Raw genomic sequence first — 15374 nt, forward strand, 5'->3', positions numbered from 1 at the left:
GGAATCACGCGATTCTAGGGCAAGCGCGCGGCACCCGCTGCGCCACCCGTGACGGCACCGCGTTGCGCGCAATGGGCTCGACGCCCTACTCGGGATTCATCGCAAGCGGAATCGTCAGCCGCGCGCCGGCCTTGAGCGTGTCGCCCTTGATGCCGTTGGCGGCGCGCAGGCTGGTCAGCGAGACGCCGTGGCGCGTGGCGATCTGGCTGAGCGTGTCGCCACGGCCTACCACCACCTGGCGCGGGCGCGCCGTCGCATTGGAGGCAAGCCAGGTCCCGGGCGGTGGCTGCGCGCTGAAATAGTCGCGCACGCCGTCGACCACGGCCGCGGCGAGTTTCCTGCGGTGCGCCGGATCCTTGAGCTTCTTCTCTTCGGCCGGATTGCTGATGAAGCCGGTCTCCACCAGCAGCGACGGCACGTCCGGAGAACGCAGCACGATGAAGTTCGCGCGCTCGACGTGCGGCTTGTGCGTCTTGCCCACGCGCTTCATCGCATCGAGCACGTGGTTGGCGATGTCGTCGCTCGCCTTCATCGTGGCGCTCTGGGAAAGGTCCAGCAGCACCGCGGCGAGCGTGTTGTCCTTGTCGTCGAGCGAGACGCCGCCGACCAGGTCACGGTTCTCGCGGTCGGCCAGCCAACGTGCGGCCTCGCCCGATGCACCGCGCGTGGACAGCACGAACACCGACGAGCCGTTCGCGGTGGGCTTGTAGAACGCGTCCGCGTGCACCGAGATGAAGAGGTCCGCGCCGGCCTTGCGCGCTTTCTCGTAGCGCTCCTGGTGGACGATGTAGTAGTCGCCGTCGCGCACGAGGAAGGATTCGAAGCCGGGCTCGGCGTCGATCTGCTTCGCGAGCTCGCGGGCCACCTGCAGCACGATGTCCTTTTCCCACGAACCGGTCGGGCCGCGCGCGCCGGGATCCTTGCCGCCGTGGCCGGCATCGATCGCGACGACGATCTTGCGTTCGGTGTCCGGCACGGCACTGGCCACCGTGCGCACCGCGGGCGCCGGCGCGGAGGCGTTCGCCTGGCCGGCGACGGGCTGCAGGTCGATGACAAGGCGATGCCCGGCACCGGCATCGGGCGGCAGCAGGAAGGTCTTCGGCCGCACGCCGCCGTTGAGATCGAACACCACGCGCAGGTCCTTGCCCTGCTTGCCGGTGCGCACGCCCTTCAGCACGCCGCTGCCGGCGGCCGGGTCGAAGCCCGCGGCCAGCGTGGACGCGCTGATGTCCAGCACCAGCCGATCCGGATTCTGCAGCGTCAGCAGCTTGTACTGCACCGGCGCGGAGACATCGAGCACCGCACGCGTGGCGTCGGCTTCGGCCGAGACCCGCATCGAGCGGATCTCGGCCGCGGACGCGAGCGAACCGGCCATCGACATGGCCAGCAGCACGGCGATTCCGCCCCCTTTTCGCGCCCCAACGGTATGCATGGCGCGGATTCAATCACCAAAACGCCTCATGTGGCAAGCGTTTTTCCATCTAAATCCGATACCTGCACGTGATTCTTGAGGCGCTCGGAAGCTATCTGTTCAGGGTCCGTGCAGGACGTCGGGCGGTGCGAGGGCGGCGAGCCAGCGCGCGCCTGCCTCCGTGCCCGGTCGCAGCGTGACGCTGCGGCCGCTGCCCTCGACCCGCAGACGAACGTGCAGATCGGCGCGCGGCAGGGCGTTGCCGCCGCGTTCGGGCCACTCGATCAGCCACAGCGCGGCGTCCGCGGCGAGATCGTCCAGGCCGAGGAACTCGAGCTCGTCCGGATCGGCGATGCGGTACAGATCCAGATGCGCGATCTCGCCGCGCGGCACGGCGTAACGCTCGATCAGGGTGTAGGTCGGACTGCGCACCGCGCCGTCGACGCCCAGTTCGCGCAGGAAGGCGCGTGCGAGCGTGGTCTTGCCGGCACCGAGGTCGCCTTCGAGAAACACCACGGCCCGTTCCGGGGCGCTGGCCGCAAGCGCACGGCCGAGGGCTTCGGTGGCGTCGGAGCATGCGAGGGTGCGTGTGGTCACGGGTTGGCCAGCCGGCGCAGATGGGGAAAAAGGTCCGAAGCCAGCAGTCCGCGTTCGCCGCCCTCGCGTGCGGCGGCGTCGCCGGCTGCCGCATGCAGCAACGCGCCGGCGCAGGCGGCATCGAACGGCGCCATGCCCTGCGCCAGCAGGGCCGCGATCACGCCCGTCAGCACGTCGCCCATGCCGCCGCCGGCCATGCCCGGATTGCCTGCGGCGATGACGACGGGCGTGTGTCCGGGTGCGGCGACGATGCTGCCGGCGCCCTTGAGCACCACCGTGGCGGCATGGCGCCGCGCGAGCGCCTCGGCGGCGGCGTAGCGGTCGGCTTCGACCTGCGCGGCACTGCAGTCGAGCAGGCGGCCCGCCTCGCCCGGATGCGGCGTGAGGACGGCGGTGCCGAGCGCGCGCGGCGCGACGGCGAGCAGGTTGAGCGCGTCGGCGTCGAGCACGGTCGGCAGCGCCGCGGCCAGTGCCGCATCGAACAGGTCGCGCGACCAGTCGCCGCGTCCGAGCCCGGGTCCGAGCGCGACCACGTCGGCACGGTCGAGCAGCGCACGCAGCACCTCGGGCTCGTCGACGGCACGCGGCATGAGCTCGGGGCGCGCCGCGAGCATCGCGCCGACGTTGCCGTCGCGCGTGGCCACCGAGACCAGGCCGGCACCGGCGCGCAGCGCGGCTTCCGCGCACAGGCGAACGGCGCCGCCCATGCCGCTGTCGCCGCCGATCGCGAGCACGTGGCCGTGGTCGCCCTTGTGCGCGTCGCGCCGGCGCGGCGCGAGCCAGCGTGCGAGATGGCGCGCATCGACGGCGAACGCGGACAGCGGCTGGGCGTCGCGCGTCGCGGCCGCGATGCCGAGCGCGGCGAGTTCCACCGTGCCGGCCAGCGCGCGCGCGCGGCCGGTGAACAGGCCCTGCTTGTGCGCGATGAAGGTGACGGTCCGCTCCGCACGTACCGCCGCGCCGGGCGCGCTGCCGCTGTCGGCGTCGAGCCCCGACGGCAGATCGAGCGCCAGCACGTGGCGGTCCGCCGCATTGATCGCCTCGATGAGCGCATGCGCCGCGCCCTCGGGCGCGCGCCGCAATCCGATGCCGAAGATGGCATCGACGAGCAGGTCGCAGTCGGGCAGCGGCACGCCGGCCTCGAACACCTGCGTGCTGCCGCCGATGTCCTGCCACTGTTCCCGCGCGCGCCGCGCGCTCTCGGTGGAGGCCGCACGCGCGTCGACCACGAGCACCTGCACCGCGAGTCCGGCCATCCGCGCCAGCCGCGCGAGCACGAACCCGTCGCCGCCGTTGTTGCCCTGCCCGCACAGCACGCACACGCGCCGTGCCGACGGCCAGGCGCGCTGCAGCGCCGCGAACGCCGCGGCGGCGGCGCGCGTCATCAGCGCGTAGGCATCGATGCCGTCGTGCTCGATCGCGCGACGGTCGATGGCGCGGATGGCGTCGCTACGATAGAGCGCAATCGGCGGATGCATGCGTCGATTCTAGGGCCATTGCACCCCGGTTCTTATACTTGCGGGGTGAGCCGCCCGCCGTCCATCGATGCAAGCCCGGATCGTGCCCCCCTGGACATGGATCGACTCGCGCACGACATCCGCGCGTGGGGACGCGCGCTCGGCTTCCAGCAGGTGGGCTTCGCCGGCATCGACCTGCGCGAAGACGAACGCCATCTCGACGACTGGCTCGCCGCCGGCCAGCACGGCGACATGGACTACATGGCTCGTCACGGCAGCAAGCGCGCGCGCCCGCAGGAACTGGTGCCCGGCACGCTCGCCGTGATCTCGGTGCGCATGGACTACGGCGACGACGACCCGGACGCCGCATGGCAGACCCTGCGCAGCGGCGAGCGCGCGTACGTGGCACGCTACGCGTTCGGCCGCGACTACCACAAGCTGCTGCGCGCGCGACTGCAGACGCTGGCCGATCGCATCGCCGCGCACATCGGACCGTTCGGACACCGCGTGTTCGTCGACTCCGCGCCGGTGCTCGAGCGCGCGCTCGCGCGCAACGCGGGCCTGGGCTGGATCGGCAAGCACACCTGCCTGATCAACCGCCAGGCAGGGTCGTGGTTCTTCCTCGGCGAACTGTTCACCGACCTGCCCTTGCCGGCCGACCCACCGGCGAGCGCGCACTGCGGCACGTGCACGCGCTGCATCGATGTCTGCCCCACCGCCGCGATCGTGGCGCCGTACCGCGTCGATGCGCGGCGCTGCATCAGCTACCTCACGATCGAACTGAAAGGCGCGATCCCGGTGGAACTGCGTGCTCCGATGGGCAACCGCATCTTCGGCTGCGACGACTGCCAGCTCGCGTGCCCGTGGAACAAGTTCGCGCAGCGCCACGACGAGCCCGATTTCCGCGTGCGCAACGCGCTCGATCGCGCGACGCTCGTGGAGCTGTTCGCGTGGAGCGAAGACGAGTTCCTGCGCCGCACCGAAGGTTCGGCAATCCGCCGCACGGGGCACCAGGGATGGCTGCGGAACATCGCGGTGGCGCTGGGCAACGCGCCGCGCAGCGCGGCGGTACTGGCGGCGCTGGAGGCGCGGCGCGACGATGCGTCGGAGTTGGTGCGCGAGCACGTGGCGTGGGCGCTGGAGCGGCACGGGGTGCGTTGAGGCAGGGCCTGGTTCCGGCAACCCCCCTTCCGCCTGCCGGCACCTTCCCCCGCTGTGCGGGAGAAGGATTTCTTCGTTACGCGGTACGGCGGTGCCGAGCACCTTGCCGTTTGGAGGCTCGGAGGCTTCCGCACACAGCATCCCCAGCGCCGCGCACAGCGGAGCATCCCTTCTCCCGCACAGCGGGGGAAGGTGCCGGCAGGCGGAAGGGGGTGCGTGTACCAGCCCCTCCCGACCCTCACCCCCGCGTGCGCATCTCCTGCAACAACACGCGCGTCACCGCATCGTCCACCGGCACGTCGTCGCCGGCCACGGCCGGCAGCAACGACGCCGCGATCTTCTTGCCCAGTTCCACGCCCCACTGGTCGAACGCGTTGATGCCCCACACCACCGACTGCACATAGACACTGTGTTCGTACAACGCCAGCAGCGCGCCGAAGCTTTCCGCGTCGAGCTGATCGAGCAGCAGCATCGTCGACGGCCGGTCGCCCGGATACGCCTTCTGCGCGTCGGCGTCGCTGGCGCCGTTGGCGAAGGCTTCCGATTGCGCGAGCAGGTTGGCATGCAGCGCACGCCGGTTGTCCTCGAAGCCGTGCGGCGAGCGCAGCACGCCGATGAAGTCCGCCGGCACGGTGTCCGTGCCCTGGTGCAGTGCCTGGAAGAACGAATGCTGGCTGTCGGTGCCGGCGCCTCCCCAGACTACCGGCACGGTGGCCGTGTGCACCGGCTCGCCCTCCTGCGCCACGCGCTTGCCCAGGCTCTCCATCACCAGCTGCTGCAGGTACGCCGGCAGCCGGGCGAGGCGGTCGTCGTAGGGCAGGATGGCCTGGGTGCCGTACCCCAGTCCGTTGCGGTTCCAGATGCCCACCATCGCGTGCAGCACGGCAAGGTTGCCCTCGGCGGGGGTGTGTCGAACGTGCGCGTCCATCAGGGCCGCGCCGGCGAGCAGGCGCTCGAATCCGTCCATGCCCAGCGCCAGCGCGATCGAGAACCCGACCGCCGACCACAACGAATAGCGCCCGCCCACCCAGTCCCACATCGGCAGCACGCGCTCGGGCGCGATGCCGTGCGCGAGTGCCCGGTCCGGCTTCGACGACACGGCGTAGAGCCGCTCGCCGTCGCCGAGCCACGCGCGCAGGATGCTGCCGTTGAGCAGCGTTTCCTGCGTTCCGAAACTCTTGGAGACCAGGATCGCCGCGGTGCGCGCGGGGTCGAGGCCACGCAGCACGTGGCGCGCGGCGTTGCCGTCGACGTTGCTGAGAAAGTGCACGCGGAAGCGGCCGCGGTCGAGGTCGCGCAGCGCATCCAGCGCCAGCCGCGGACCCAGGTCCGAGCCGCCGATGCCGACGTTGACGATGTCGGTGACGCCCGAGGCGTCCAGCGCGGCGACGAGCGCGGCCATGCGCTCCCGCGTGGCGGACGCTTCGGCGAAGGCGGCGCGCGCGGTGTCGCCGGCGCCGAGGTCGGAGCGCAGTGCGGTGTGCAGCGCCGGGCGCTGCTCGGAGCGATTGACCGGATGGCCGTCGAACAGCGCGGCCAGTGCGCCGCTCACATCGCGCGCCTGCGCCACCGCGAGCAGCGCAGCCCAGGCTGCCCGGTCCACGCGCTGGCGCGCGAAGTTGGCGTAGAGCGGCCCGACCCTAACGGACAAGTCCGTCGCGCGCCCGGGGTCGTCCCGCACCAGGTCCGCCAGGTGTGCGTCGGTCAGGCGCGCGGCGTGCGGGGCGAGGGTCGAAAACCAGGGTGCGGAACGCATGCGTGACTCCAGGGTGTAGTTTTCTTGCAACATCGCCGGGATGGCGCTGCGTTCCCGATCATAACGTCCGCAGGCCGGCCCCGCAGCAGCACCGACACGCCGGATCCAATCCGTTGATCGATAAGGAAATAAATCGCGTCAACGAAACCGTCGGCCAAAAAAAACCCTCGCAGGAAACCCGGCGAGGGTGGAAACGGAGTGACGATTACCTGAAAAATGCGCCCTGCTTGTCCGGTCGAAAAGCGCGCGGTTTGCAGCGGATTTCTCGGGACGTGTCTAATCTACAACACCGTGTGGCGAAAAGCAACACCCGCGTTACATGCGTTCCACGGCGTCGGCCGGCGGTTCAGGTTCGAATTCGAGGTTGTCGATGAGCCGGGTGCCGCCGATCCGCGCGGCGATCAGCGCGACGAGGCCGCGGCGCTCGTCCGCGCGCGGCGGTGCCAGGTCCGCGGCACGCCGGATCGCGGCGTAGTCCGGCGCGAAGCCCGACCCGCGCAGCGCCGCCACGGCGTCGGCCTCGATGGCGGGGACGGCCCGGCCCGCGCGCCAGGCCTCGCGCATGCGCTGCAGCGTGGCGTGGATGGCCGGCGCCGCGGCGCGGGCCTGCGCGTCGAGGAAGCGGTTGCGCGAACTGAGCGCGAGGCCGTCGTGGTCGCGCTGGGTGGGAAGCGGCAGGATTTCGACGGGCAACGACAGCTCGCGCACCAGGTAGCGGATCACCTGCAGCTGCTGGAAGTCCTTGGCGCCGAACGCGGCCAGGTCCGGCTGCACCATGTTGAACAGCCGCAGCACCACCGTCGCGACACCGTCGAAATGCCCGGGGCGTGCGGCGCCGTCGAGTTCGTCGGTCAGCCCGGGCACGTGCACGCGCACGCAGGCCGCGGTGCCGAACGGATACATCTCGGCCACGCCGGGGCGGAACAGCAGATCGCAGGCGTGCGCGCGCAGGCCGGCCTCGTCGTCGTCCGGCGTGCGCGGATAACGCGCGTAGTCCTCGTTCGGACCGAATTGCGTCGGATTGACGAAAACGCTGGCCACCACGCGGGCGCAACGCCGCTTCGCCGCGTCCACCAGCGCGTGATGGCCCGCGTGCAGATTGCCCATCGTCGGCACGAAGCCGATCGACTCGCCCTGCCTGCGCCAGCCGCGCACGGCTTCGCGCAGGTCCTCGACGCGCTCGACGATGCGCATCAGTCGTAGCCGTGCTCGTGTGCCGGGAACACGCCGGCGTGCACATCCTGCACGTAGGTGCGGAACGCGGCCTCGACCGAGCCGCTCCCGGCGAGGAAATCCTTCACGAAGCGCGGGCGCCGGCTGCCGTGGCCGACGCCGAGCATGTCGTGCATCACCAGCACCTGGCCGTCGCACGACGCGCCGGCGCCGATGCCGATGGTGGGAATGTCGAGCAGTTGCGTGATCTCGCCGGCAAGCTGGCGCGGCACGCATTCGAGCACGAGCAGCGACGCACCGGCCTCCTGCAGCGCCAGCGCGTCGGCACGCAGGCGTGCGGCGACGGTGCTGTCGCGGCCCTGCACGCGGTAGCCGCCGAGCTTGAGCACCGACTGCGGCGTGAGGCCGATGTGGCCGCACACCGGGACGTCGCGTTCGGCGAGGCAGCGCACCACGTCGAGACCCGGCCCGGCTCCTTCGAGTTTCACCATCGAGGCGCCGGCCTCGCCGAGCAACCGCTGCGCACCGTCGAGCGCGCGCTCGCGCGTGGCGTAACCCAGGAACGGAAGGTCGGCCACCAGCAGCGGACGGCGCAGGCCACGCGCGACGCTCGCGGTGTGATAGACCATGTCGTCGAGCGTGACGGCAAGCGTACTGCTGCGGCCCTGCGCGACCATGCCGAGCGAGTCGCCGACCAGCACGGCGTCGACGCCGGCCGCGTCCATCGCACGCGCGAACGAGGCGTCGTACGCGGTCAGCATCGCGATCGGGCGCTGCTCGGCCTTCATGCGCCGCAGCAGCGGCACGGTGACCACGGCCGCGGAAAGATCGGTCTCTTGCATCTGGACGCCCGTTGCGCGGAGGAGGGTCGTTGCGCCGGCGCGGTCGCGACGCCGGAAGCCCGCTAGGGTACCGCCTCGATGCCGTCGCGATCCAGATTGGCGAGCACATCGGCCACGCGACCGTGCGACGGAAGCTCCAGCGCGGGGGCAAGGTCGGCCAGCGGCACCAGCACGAAGGCGCGTTCGTGCATGCGCGGGTGCGGCAACTGCAGATCGGGGGTGTCGACGCGGGTGTCGCCGTGCAGCAGCAGATCCAGATCGAGCGAACGCGGACCCCAGCGCTCGCTGCGCTGGCGGCCGGCGTCGTGCTCGATGCGGCGCAGGTGTGCAAGGAGCGTCTGCGCGTCGAGTTCGGTGGCAAGCTCGGCCACGGCGTTGATGAAGTCCGGTTGCGCGAGCAGTCCCCACGGCGGCGTGCGGTACAGCGCCGAGCGACGCAGCAGCACGGTGTCGGGGATGCCGGCAAGCGCCTCGAAGGCGCGTGCCAGCGCGTCGCGCGGATCGCCGAGGTTGCTGCCGAGTCCGACGAAGGCGCGGACCGGCGCCGCTGCGCTCATTCCGTGCCGGCGCCGGCCGGTTTGCGCCCGCTGCGGCGGCGCCGGCGCTTGGGTTTTCCGGTGCCGGCCGTGCGCGGCGCGCCGGCGAGTTTCTCGACGAGCGTCTCGGGCGCCAGACCCTGCGCCTCGCGCCACCAGGCCAGTTCGTCGGCGAGTTCGGGCACCACCGAGGCGCGCAATTCGAGGAAGTCGAACGCGGCGCGGAAGCGCGGATGCGCAAGCAAGCGCATCACGCGCTTGCGCTGGCGCGTACCGAAGCGCGACTGCATCCACCAGATCTCGTGCATCGGTGCGCTGAACCGGCGCGGGATCGCGATGCGCGAGGCCTGCCGCAACGTGACCCGGTCGGCCGCGCGTTGCTCGGCGATGGCGAGTTCGTGCCCGCCGTCGAGCAGTTGCTGCAGATCGTGCGCATACGCCGGCCACAGCAGCGCGGCGAAGAGAAAGGCCGGCGTCACCGTGCGGCCGTCGGCAATGCGCGCATCGCTGCCGCGCAGCGCGGTCATCAGCATCGCGCGGCACAGGCCGCTGCCGTCGGCGGCGAGTGCGGCGGCGGTGTCGGGCAGCAGGCCTTCGACCAGGCCATGCCGTTCGAGCCGCTCGAAACTGTTGGCGGCGTGGCCGGCGAGGAACATCTTGAGCGTTTCCTCGAACAGCCGCGCGCTCGAGGCCTCGCCCAGCAACCCGGCGAGCCGCGCGATCGGTTCGGCCGCGGCCGGATCGATGCTGAAATCGAGCTTGGCCGCGAGCCGCACCGCACGCAGCATGCGCACGGGATCCTCGCGGTAGCGCGACTCGGGATCGCCGATCAGGCGCAGGGTCCGCGCCATCACGTCCTCGTAGCCGCCGACGAAATCGCGCACGGAAAAATCCGACACGGTGTAGTACAGCGCGTTGGCGGTGAAGTCGCGCCGCACCGCGTCGTCCTCGATGGTGCCGTAGACGTTGTCGCGCACGAGGCGGCCGTTGTCGACTTCGCGCTCGCCGGAGCCGTCGTCGGTGTTGGCGCGGAACGTCGCCACCTCGATGATCTCCGGGCCGTACACCACGTGCGCGAGGCGGAAGCGCCGACCGATCAGGCGGCAGTTGCGGAACAGCGCCTTCACCTGCTCGGGCGTGGCGTCGGTGGCGACGTCGAAATCCTTCGGCGCGCCGCCGAGCAGCAGATCGCGCACCGCGCCGCCCACCAGATACGCGCCGAAGCCGGCTTCGTTGAGCCGGTACAGCACGCGCAGCGCGTTCGGGCTGATCTGCTTGCGGGAAATGGTGTGCTGATCGCGCGGGATCACGCGGGGATCGATGCGCGGTGCGAGGCTGGTCTGTTCCACTTCACTCGTCTTGGAGGGCGGCGTCGGCCGCCGGTAACGATGCGGCGGGGCAATTGTCGGCCCCGGGCGAATTCCCTATACTAATCGTTCGGCTTGACGCTGCTCAATGGCGCACGCGCCGCACCCCCGCCGCTCCCTTCGTCTAGTGGTCCAGGACACCGCCCTCTCAAGGCGGGAACACGAGTTCGAACCTCGTAGGGAGCGCCATCCTTCGTTGCCGGACGTTGCCCCCGATGCCCTTCGTCGTGACCGAGAACTGCATCCGCTGCAAATACACCGACTGCGTCGAAGTCTGCCCCGTCGACTGCTTTCACGCCGGACCCAACTTCCTGGTGATCGATCCGGACGAGTGCATCGACTGCACCCTGTGCGAACCCGAATGCCCGGCGAACGCGATCTTTCCGGAGGACGACGTGCCTGCCGGGCAGGAGCAGTTCATCGCGCTCAATGCGGAACTCGCCAAGGTGTGGCCGGTGCTGGCGACGCGGCAGGACCCGCTGCCCGACGCGGCGGAGTGGGACGGCAAGCCGGGCAAATTGTCCGAACTGCAGCGTTAGGCGCTGCCGCCTTGCGCCCAGCATGGAGCCACGCGTGCGCCGTGCCGCCGACGCGGCGCGCGCGCCGCCTTCAATGATCGGCGCGCGCGACCTTGCCGCGCTGCGCCCGAGATCACATCAGCCCAGGCGCTGCCGCAGCAAGCCCAGCAGCTTCGCGCCCGCACCGCTGTCGATTTCCTTGCCGTCCTGGCTCACCGCGGAAATACGCGTGCCCTCGCCCGACGGCGCGATCTTGATCAGGAAATTCTCGCCGTCGAAGTTGACGTTGTAGACCGACAGCAGCTGCGCCGCCTCGCCGACCGCCACGCCCTCGACGCGCTGCAGCGCGATGCCAAGACGCGTCCAGACACTGTCCGGGGTGTCGGCGACGACAAACGCCTGGCTCGGCAGCGCGATCGGCCGCACCGCGCCCGGCGCACCGGCGGCAGGCGCGCCGGACACGGCAGGCACTTCCATCGTCGGATCGGCGGCGGGACGGTCCAGATCCGGCGGGATCTCCAGCGGACGGCTCTCGGGACTGTTCTCGTAACCGGTCTTGGCGCGGAACCAGCTGCAGCCGCTGGCGGACAGGACGGCGAGCGAGATCACGGCCACGACGGCGGCGCGCAGCTGGGTCGGATTCGACATTGGAACGTTCTCCACGGAAAGAGTGATGCAACAGTAAGGATGCGTCGGAATCGGCGGGACGGGTCAGGCGGCGAGCGCGCGCAGATGGCGCGCTTCGATGCGTTCGACGGCGGCAGCCATCTCCGCCAGGTACACGCGGTGCGGCGGCGACAGCGGCAGCAGCGGCAGGCGCAGCGCGTCGGCGCACAGCTGCAGCTGCGCGAGCACGGCCTTGGCCGGAACGGGATTGGATTCGACGCCGGTGAAATCGATCAGCGGCGCGAGCTCGGCCGCCAGCGCGCGCGCCGCGTCCGCTTCGCCGCCGCGCGCAAGATCGCACAACGCGCGGAACGCGCGCGGCGCAAGATTGGACACCACCGACACCACGCCGTCGGCTCCGGCCAGCAGCGCACGGCACGCGGTGCCGTCGTCGCCGCTCAGCACCGAAAACGCGGACGAGCGCAGCGGCAGCAGCGCCGTCATGCGCTCGGGATCGGCGCGCGCTTCCTTGATGCCGACGATGTTGGCGTGTGCGGCAAGCGCGGCCGTGGTGTCGGGCAGCAGGTCGCAACCGGTGCGGGCGGGCACGTTGTAGAGCACCACCGGCAAGCCGCCGGCGTCGGCCACGGCGCGGAAGTGCTGCAGCAGGCCGTCCTGCGTGGGCCGCACGTACGGCGGCGTGACCACGAGCGCCGCATCGGCGCCGGCATCGCGCGCCAGGTGCGTATGGCGAATGGTTTTGTCGGTGCCCGACAGGCCCGTGCCGGCGAGCACCGGCACCTGCCCGGCAACCACGCGCACCGCGTCGCGCACGAGCGCCGCGTATTCGTCGTCAGACAACGTGGCCGCCTCGCCGGTGGAACCGGCCACCACCAGCGCCTGCGTGCCGCCGTCGAGCTGACGCGCGAGCAGTCCGCGCCAGGCGTCGTGATCGACCCGGCCGGACGCGTCGAACGGCGTCGTGAGCGCAGTGATGCTGCCCTGCAATCGCAAGCGGAAAACCCTGGGCGGAATGGCCCGCGATGTTACTTGCGGGGGTAAAGCAGGGGCAAGTATGCTGCCGGCGCGGCTGACGGTCCGTTCAGTGATCCGACGCGCCCGCCGCGCCACGTGCCTCTCCCGCTGCATCGCGATCCCGTCGGAACCCGCCTTGACCGAACCTGCGCCGCGCCCCAACACGAACGAAAACTATCTGCTCATCAACGCCTTCGCGACGCATCCGGACTCCCCGCTGCTCGCGGTGTCCCGGCGGATCACCGACAGTGGCTGCAATCTGGTGGACGCCCGCCTCTCCACGGTGGGACGCGATGTCTCGGTGCTGGCGCTGGCGTTGGGTTCGTGGGATGCGGTGGCCAAGCTCGAATCGGGACTGTCGCGCCTGGAGCGCGAGGACGGCATCCGTCTGGTGTGGTATCGCACCTCGGCCAAGGCGCCGCAGAGCAACCTGCTGCCGTACGTGGTCGAAGTCGTGGCGGCCGACAAGCCCGGCATCCTGTTCCAGCTCGCCGATTTCTTCGACCGCCAGGGCATCAGCATCGAAAGCCTGCACAGCTCGCGCTACCGTGCGATGCAGACCGGCGCGGACATGTTCTCCGCGCAGGTGACGATCGGCATTCCGTCGAGCATGCACATCGCCGCGCTGCGCGACGACTTCCTCGAATTCTGCGATCACCTCAATCTCGACGCCATCATGGACCCGATGAAGTTCTGACGCATGGGCGAGACCATCGACACCGTTCCCGCACTCGACTTCACGCTCTCCGACGGCCGCACCGCGTCCTTTGCCGACTACGCCGGCAAGTGGCTGGTGCTGTTCTTCTACCCGAAGGACAACACGCCCGGCTGCACGCAGGAAGGCATCGACTTCCGCGATCTCGCGCCGCAGTTCAAGCGCGCCGGCGCCGCCATCCTCGGCATCTCGCGCGATTCGGTGAAGACGCACGCCAACTACGCCGCGAAGCATGCCTTCCCCTTCCCCCTGATCAGCGATGCCGACGAGGCCGTGTGCAAGGCCTTCGGCGTGATCAAGGAAAAGACGATGTACGGCCGCAAGGTGCTCGGCATCGAACGCAGCACCTTCCTGATCGCGCCCGACGGCCGCATCGCGCAGCAGTGGCGCGGCGTGCGCGTGCCCGGCCACGCCGCCGCCGTGCTCGACGCGCTGAAGCTCGAAAAAACCGCCAAGTGACGCACCTCGCCCTCCCACCCGTCCGCTGCGATGCCCCATGCATCCCGGCGGTCTTCGTCGTTCCCTTCGCAAGGACTCCGCGATGACCCGAAGCAAGCGCATCTACGTGCTCGACACCAACGTCCTCATGCACGACCCGACCGCGCTGTTCAAGTTCGAGGAACACGACGTCTACCTGCCGATGATGGTGCTGGAGGAACTGGACGCGGCCAAGAAGGGCATGTCCGAGGTCAGCCGCAACGCGCGCCAGGTGAGCCGCTTCATCAACGAACTCATCGAGACCAACGGCGCGGACAACATCTCCGCCGGGCTCAGGCTCGTGCGTCCGCAGGGTCTGCAGCTGAAGGTGCGCGACCAGATCGGCTCCCTGCGCTTCCAGACCGAGCCGGTGGATCCGGCGCGTGTCGGCAAGGTGATGCCGGACAACCAGATCCTCGCGTCGATCCTGCAGCTGCGCGAGGACAACCCCGGCGTGCCGGTGGTGCTGATTTCCAAGGACATCAACCTGCGCATCAAGGCGCACATCGTCGGCGTCAAGGCCGAGGACTACGAGAACGACCGCGCGCTCGACGACTTCAGCCTGCTCTACACCGGCTCCAACGAACTGCCCGAGGACTTCTGGCAGAAGCACGAAGCGGACCTGCGCTCGTGGAACGAACGCGGCCACGGCTTCTACGAGGTCAGGCGCGCGGAAGGCGAAGACTGGCATCCGAACCAGTTCCTGTATCTGCCCGGCGAGGAAGAACTCGAACTGCGCGTGGTCAAGCTCAACGACGAACGCGCGGTGCTGCAGATAGTCAACGACTATCGCGGCCACTCGCACCACGTCTGGGGCATCGGCGCGCGCAACCGCGAGCAGAACTTCGCGCTCAACGCGCTGATGGATCCGGACATCGACTTCGTCACCCTGCTCGGCACCGCCGGCACCGGAAAGACGCTGCTGGCGCTGGCTGCGGGCCTTGCGCAGACGATGGACCAGCAGCGCTACCGCGAGATCATCATGACACGCGCGACGATCTCCGTCGGCGAGGACATCGGCTTCCTGCCCGGCACGGAAGAGGAAAAGATGACGCCGTGGATGGGCGCGCTCACCGACAACCTCGAGGTGCTCACCCACACCCCGCAGGAAGGCGGCGCATGGGGCCGCCAGGCGACCAACGACCTGCTCGCCTCGCGCATCAAGATCCGCGCGATGAACTTCATGCGCGGCCGCACCTTCCTCAGCCGCTACGTGATCATCGACGAGGCGCAGAACCTCACGCCCAAGCAGATGAAGACGCTGCTCACGCGCGCCGGGCCGGGCACGAAGATGGTGTGCCTGGGCAACGTCGAGCAGATCGACACGCCCTACCTCACCGAGACGACGTCCGGCCTCACGTACGCCGTGGACCGCTTCAAGCAGTGGCCGCACAGCGCGCACATCACGCTGCGGCGCGGCGAGCGTTCGCGGCTGGCGGACTTTGCGTCGGAAGCGTTGTAACGGTTCGACAGCGCGAACTTCGCGGCTCGCCTCGGACGCTCCCCCTCGTCGTCCCGGCGAACGCCGGGACCCAGCGACTTTGTCCTGCGCCTGCCGGGAACGTCCTTGCCGGAAAAGCGCGGCAACGCCGATCAACGTCACTGGGTCCCGGCGTTCGCCGGGACGACGGAGGAAGGGTTGCGCATCGGAGGGAGGGTTGCGCATCGGAGGAAGCGTTGCGCCGCCGCTGCCCGCGCCGCAAAAAACGAGGGCTCCCTCGCG

The 15374-nt window shown here is 70.1% G+C and carries 15 protein-coding genes and 1 tRNA gene; 6 read left to right on the forward strand and 10 right to left on the reverse strand.

The genetic code is table 11. From position 1 onward, the window contains the following. Positions 1–85: 85 nt before the first annotated feature. From HNQ52_RS02590 to HNQ52_RS02600, 3 genes are all read right to left on the reverse strand, one after another. Positions 86–1393: an N-acetylmuramoyl-L-alanine amidase gene (locus tag HNQ52_RS02590; protein WP_343059181.1), complete on the reverse strand. Its 1308-nt coding sequence runs from the start codon at positions 1391–1393 to the stop codon at positions 86–88. A gap of 138 nt (positions 1394–1531) precedes the next feature. Continuing rightward, positions 1532–2008 carry a tRNA (adenosine(37)-N6)-threonylcarbamoyltransferase complex ATPase subunit type 1 TsaE gene (gene tsaE / locus HNQ52_RS02595; RefSeq protein WP_183959501.1) on the reverse strand — a complete coding sequence of 159 codons (477 nt, stop codon included), beginning with the start codon at positions 2006–2008 and terminating at the stop codon, positions 1532–1534. After that, positions 2005–3486: an NAD(P)H-hydrate dehydratase gene (locus tag HNQ52_RS02600; protein ID WP_183959503.1), complete on the reverse strand. Its 1482-nt coding sequence runs from the start codon at positions 3484–3486 to the stop codon at positions 2005–2007. The genes tsaE and HNQ52_RS02600 overlap by 4 nt, the downstream gene beginning before the upstream one ends. Before the next feature lie 96 nt (positions 3487–3582). Here HNQ52_RS02600 and queG point away from each other — a divergent pair, with 96 nt between their 5' ends. Then, entirely contained in the window at positions 3583–4626 is a 1044-nt protein-coding gene (gene queG, locus HNQ52_RS02605) for a tRNA epoxyqueuosine(34) reductase QueG (RefSeq protein WP_183959505.1), read from the forward strand. Between the two features lie 238 nt (positions 4627–4864). On the opposite strand, the gene pgi is transcribed toward queG, so the two are convergent. From pgi to pcnB, 5 genes are all read right to left on the reverse strand, one after another. Beyond that, a complete protein-coding gene (pgi, locus tag HNQ52_RS02610; RefSeq protein ID WP_183959507.1) occupies positions 4865–6382 on the reverse strand; it encodes a glucose-6-phosphate isomerase in 1518 nt (505 codons plus the stop codon). 315 nt (positions 6383–6697) lie between these two features. Next, on the reverse strand, positions 6698–7576 hold the full coding sequence (gene panC, locus HNQ52_RS02615) for a pantoate--beta-alanine ligase (protein ID WP_183959509.1): 879 nt from the start codon (positions 7574–7576) through the stop codon (positions 6698–6700). Then, entirely contained in the window at positions 7576–8397 is an 822-nt protein-coding gene (panB, locus tag HNQ52_RS02620; protein ID WP_183959511.1) for a 3-methyl-2-oxobutanoate hydroxymethyltransferase, read from the reverse strand. The genes panC and panB overlap by 1 nt, the downstream gene beginning before the upstream one ends. A 62-nt stretch (positions 8398–8459) precedes the next feature. Further along, positions 8460–8954: a 2-amino-4-hydroxy-6-hydroxymethyldihydropteridine diphosphokinase gene (gene folK / locus HNQ52_RS02625; RefSeq protein ID WP_183959513.1), complete on the reverse strand. Its 495-nt coding sequence runs from the start codon at positions 8952–8954 to the stop codon at positions 8460–8462. Beyond that, positions 8951–10282 (reverse strand): polynucleotide adenylyltransferase PcnB, encoded by a 1332-nt coding sequence (gene pcnB / locus HNQ52_RS02630; RefSeq protein ID WP_183959515.1) that lies wholly within the window; start codon positions 10280–10282, stop codon positions 8951–8953. Before pcnB ends, folK begins: the two co-directional genes overlap by 4 nt. Before the next feature lie 131 nt (positions 10283–10413). Here pcnB and HNQ52_RS02635 point away from each other — a divergent pair. Together HNQ52_RS02635 and fdxA are read left to right on the forward strand one after the other, a co-directional pair. Beyond that, positions 10414–10489, forward strand: a tRNA-Glu gene (locus tag HNQ52_RS02635). A gap of 26 nt (positions 10490–10515) precedes the next feature. Then, positions 10516–10839 carry a ferredoxin FdxA gene (gene fdxA / locus HNQ52_RS02640; RefSeq protein WP_183959517.1) on the forward strand — a complete coding sequence of 108 codons (324 nt, stop codon included), beginning with the start codon at positions 10516–10518 and terminating at the stop codon, positions 10837–10839. A gap of 117 nt (positions 10840–10956) precedes the next feature. Here the strand turns inward: fdxA and HNQ52_RS02645 are convergent, their stop codons facing one another. Together HNQ52_RS02645 and dapA are read right to left on the reverse strand one after the other, a co-directional pair. After that, complete coding sequence (locus tag HNQ52_RS02645) at positions 10957–11466, reverse strand: hypothetical protein (RefSeq protein WP_183959519.1); 510 nt, start codon at positions 11464–11466, stop codon at positions 10957–10959. Between the two features lie 63 nt (positions 11467–11529). After that, complete coding sequence (gene dapA, locus HNQ52_RS02650) at positions 11530–12438, reverse strand: 4-hydroxy-tetrahydrodipicolinate synthase (RefSeq protein WP_183959521.1); 909 nt, start codon at positions 12436–12438, stop codon at positions 11530–11532. A 139-nt stretch (positions 12439–12577) separates the two neighbouring features. On the opposite strand from dapA, the gene HNQ52_RS02655 reads away from it, so the two are divergent. From HNQ52_RS02655 to HNQ52_RS02665, 3 genes are all read left to right on the forward strand, one after another. Next, the gene (locus HNQ52_RS02655) at positions 12578–13156 is read left to right on the forward strand and encodes a glycine cleavage system transcriptional repressor (protein WP_425486461.1); all 579 of its coding nucleotides are present in this window, start codon (positions 12578–12580) and stop codon (positions 13154–13156) included. 3 nt (positions 13157–13159) lie between these two features. Further along, positions 13160–13633 carry a peroxiredoxin gene (locus HNQ52_RS02660; protein WP_183959525.1) on the forward strand — a complete coding sequence of 158 codons (474 nt, stop codon included), beginning with the start codon at positions 13160–13162 and terminating at the stop codon, positions 13631–13633. Positions 13634–13715: 82 nt separating this feature from the next. After that, positions 13716–15113 (forward strand): PhoH family protein, encoded by a 1398-nt coding sequence (locus HNQ52_RS02665; protein ID WP_183959527.1) that lies wholly within the window; start codon positions 13716–13718, stop codon positions 15111–15113. Positions 15114–15374 lie beyond the last annotated feature (261 nt).

The organism is Chiayiivirga flava (assembly GCF_014202825.1).
GTDB classification, from domain to species: domain Bacteria; phylum Pseudomonadota; class Gammaproteobacteria; order Xanthomonadales; family Xanthomonadaceae; genus Chiayiivirga; species Chiayiivirga flava.